The 3,051-nt window shown below is 74.7% G+C and carries 2 protein-coding genes and 1 pseudogene; all 3 read right to left on the bottom strand.

Going from position 1 to position 3,051, the window contains the following annotated elements; translation table 11 throughout:
• Positions 1–201: 201 nt before the first annotated feature.
• Positions 202–531, bottom strand: coding sequence for a hypothetical protein (locus ABD308_RS29120; protein WP_344340957.1), 330 nt, complete (start codon positions 529–531; stop codon positions 202–204).
• A 380-nt stretch (positions 532–911) separates the two neighbouring features.
• Positions 912–2,276 carry an FAD-binding oxidoreductase gene (locus ABD308_RS29115; RefSeq protein ID WP_344340954.1) on the bottom strand — a complete coding sequence of 455 codons (1,365 nt, stop codon included), beginning with the start codon at positions 2,274–2,276 and terminating at the stop codon, positions 912–914.
• Positions 2,273–3,051 (bottom strand): annotated as a pseudogene (locus tag ABD308_RS29110) (hypothetical protein); the annotation flags it as partial. The pseudogene ABD308_RS29110 and the gene ABD308_RS29115, both read right to left, overlap by 4 nt.

Here is a 3,051-nt window from a genome sequence, read left to right as displayed (position 1 = left end):
TGCGGTGCCGCCCACGGGACCGGTGCGCGGTGACCCTTTCCGCTGCCCGGTCGTGCCTTGCGCTTCGTGCGTGGTGCTTCGTGTGGTGGTTTGCGTGGTGTGCCGCGTGCTGCTCCGCGTGCGGTCCGTCCCCGGCCGGCCCGGTCCTCCGTCGACGGCGCCCCCGCCGTCCACGGCACCCGGGTGGCACCCGGGCTGCGCTCAGGCGAAGACCGGTGCGAAGACGATGTTGTAGTTCTCGTTGCCCTGGCCGGCCTGAACGGTGCCCGCGTTGTCCTTCACTCCGAGGGTGTTGGCCTGGTTCGAGGCACCGGCCCCGGAGGCCGTCTGTTGGGTGGAGAGGTAGTTGCCGTCGACCGAGCCGAAGACATTGCCCGTGCCGACGTTCGACACCACGCCGCTGGTGGACCCGTCGTTGGCGAGCGCGCCGTTCTCGGCGGCGGCGGAGCCGGCACCGGCGATCAGCAGACCGGCCGCGAACGGGACCGCCAGTAGCAGACCGGCCGCCCTGCGGGTTCGGGTGCGAGCCATGAGGAGCCTCCAAAAAACGGTAATCATGCGAGGTGTGCGGGAGTTCGCCGGCCAGGCGAACACCTGCGGGCTGCGACGCCGGGATACAGACTTCCGCAACAAATCGACAAAGCACCACCTCACGGCGGCATTTTCGCCCTTTAGCGTGATATCCGGCGGCCCGGCGCATAACTCTCACCGACCCGAGAGCGCGCCCTTCGCACCACTCCCCACCTGCGGCGCAGCCGGATCGACCGGTCACCACCAGTGCGCCCGAAACGGCGCACGCCGGCCATGAACGCGCCCCCTGCCGGTTCGGTCGCATGACCGTGTCGATAATTCAGGCCACGCTGCGACAGCCCGACAATCGGCGGAACTCCCGACAGAACACCTGGACGGGTTTAGATCGCCTTGCCGGGGTTGAGAATGCCCAGCGGGTCGAAGACCGCCTTCAGCTGCCGCTGGAGGTCCATCGCCACCGGCCCTAGCTCCCGCGCCAGCCACTCGCGCTTGAGCAGCCCCACCCCGTGCTCACCGGTGATCGTGCCGCCCAGCTCCAGCCCCAGCGCCATGATCTCGTCGAAGGAGCGCTGTGCCCGGGCCGACTGCTCGGCGTCCGCCGCGTCGAAGATGACGATCGGGTGGGTGTTGCCGTCGCCCGCGTGGCTCACCACCCCGATGGTCAGCGCGTGCCGCTCGGCGATCGCCGCGACGCCGTCCAGCATCTCGGCCAGCCGTGAACACGGCACCGCCACGTCGTCGATCATCGTGGTGCCCAGCCGGTCCAGCGCGGGCAGCGCCTGGCGGCGCGCCTCCAGCAGCAGTTCGGACTCGGCCCGGGTGCCGGCGGGCACCACCTCGGTCGCCCCGGCCGCCCGGCACAGCTCCCCGACCGCGTCCAGCTCGGCCACCCGGTCCGGGCCGTCGAAGGCGACCAGCAGCAGCGCCTGGGTGGACTCCGGCAGCCCCATCCGCCCCAGGTCGTTGACCGCGCGCACGCTCACCGCGTCCATCAGCTCCATCAGCGACGGGGTGAAGCCGCGCGCCATCACCTCGCAGACCGCCGCGCCCGCCGTGGCCGCGCTCGGGAACTCCGCCGCCAGCGCCAGCCGCGGCGCCGGGGCCGGCCGCAGCGCCAGCACCGCCCGGACCACCACGCCCAGGGTGCCCTCGGAGCCCACCAGCAGCCGGGTCAGGTCGTAACCGGCGACGCCCTTGGCCGTCCGGCGGCCGGTGGACAGCAGCCGCCCGTCGGCCAGCACCACGTCCAGGCCGAGCACGTACTCGCTCGTCACCCCGTACTTGACGCAGCAGAGACCGCCCGCGCCGGTGCCGATGTTGCCGCCGATCGTGCAGGACTCCCAGCTCGACGGGTCGGGCGGGTAGGCGAGCCCCGAGGCGGCGGCGGCCCGGGAGAGGTCGGCGTTGACCACGCCCGGTTCGACCACGGCGATCCGGTTCACCGGGTCGAGCTCCAGGATCCGGTTCATCTTCACCATCGACAGCACGATGCAGCCGTCGACGGCGTTGGCCGCACCGGACAGCCCGGTCCTGGCACCCTGCGGGACCACCGGCACGCGCAGCGCGGTGGCGGTCCGCATGACGTGCCGCACCTGCTCGACCGTCTCCGGGAAGACCACCACTGCGGGCGTACCGGCCGGGCAGAAGTCCGCCATGTCGTGCCGGTAGGCGGCGGTCACGTCCGGGTCCACCGCCAGCGCCCCGGGCGGGAGGCCTTCCGCCAGCCGGTCCGTCAGGTCACTCATCGCCGCCTCCGCTCGCGCCGCCGTCCCGGGGCGTGTCCGCGCCCGTCCGGCCACCACCGGTCACTCCCGGCTCCCGCACTCTGCCCGCCGCCCCGCGGCCCGGCAAGTGCGCCACCCCGGCGCGGGTCGGGCGAGGCCAGCGCGGCCAGCCCGGCGGCGCCGGTGGCCGCCGCGCAGAGCGCGATGGGCACCCGGGGACCGGCCGCGTCCGCGAGCAGACCGAGCAGCCCGGTCGAGAGCACCAGCGCCGCGCTCTGCACCAGGGTCAGCAGCGCCTGCACCCGGGCGAGGTGGCCCTCCGGCGCGGCCCCCAGCACCAGCGGACCCAGTCGGCAGGCGAACAGCCCGGAGCCCGCGCCCGTCACCACCCCGCCGAGCACCGCCGTCCCCGGCCCGGGCGCCCCGGCCAGCAGCGCCGTTCCCGCCGCGGCCAGGCAGAGCCCGAACCCCGCGCCCCTTCCACCTCCACCTCCTCCGCCGCCCCGCCAGGCGAGCAGGCCCGCCACCACCAGCACGCCGGCCCCCTGGCCGCCCGCCACCAGCCCCGCCGATCCCGCACCCCACCCGGCCGCCCGCGCCAGCAGCGGCGCGAGCAACGACACCACCGGCAGCAGCGCCCCGGCCGCCGCGCCGGTCAGCAGCAGCGCCGCCCGCAGCAGCCGGTCCTCCGCCGCCAGCCGGACCCCGGCGGCGATGGCGGCGCGGTACGGCTCCTCGTGCCGGGCCCGGAGCTCGGCGAGCGGGACGGGGAGGACGACGGCGCCCGCGTCGGTGT

The organism is Kitasatospora putterlickiae (assembly GCF_039527695.1).
Taxonomy (GTDB): Bacteria; Actinomycetota; Actinomycetes; order Streptomycetales; family Streptomycetaceae; genus Kitasatospora; species Kitasatospora putterlickiae.
The sequence above is the reverse complement of the archived record's forward strand: the minus strand, read 5'-3'. Positions and strand labels throughout refer to the sequence as shown.

Excerpts from the sequence above, each read along its gene's own strand:
- ABD308_RS29120 (WP_344340957.1), bottom strand. The coding sequence starts at position 531 with ATGGCTCGCACCCGAACCCGCAGGGCGGCCGGTCTGCTACTGGCGGTC.
- ABD308_RS29115 (WP_344340954.1), bottom strand. The coding sequence starts at position 2,276 with ATGAGTGACCTGACGGACCGGCTGGCGGAAGGCCTCCCGCCCGGGGCG.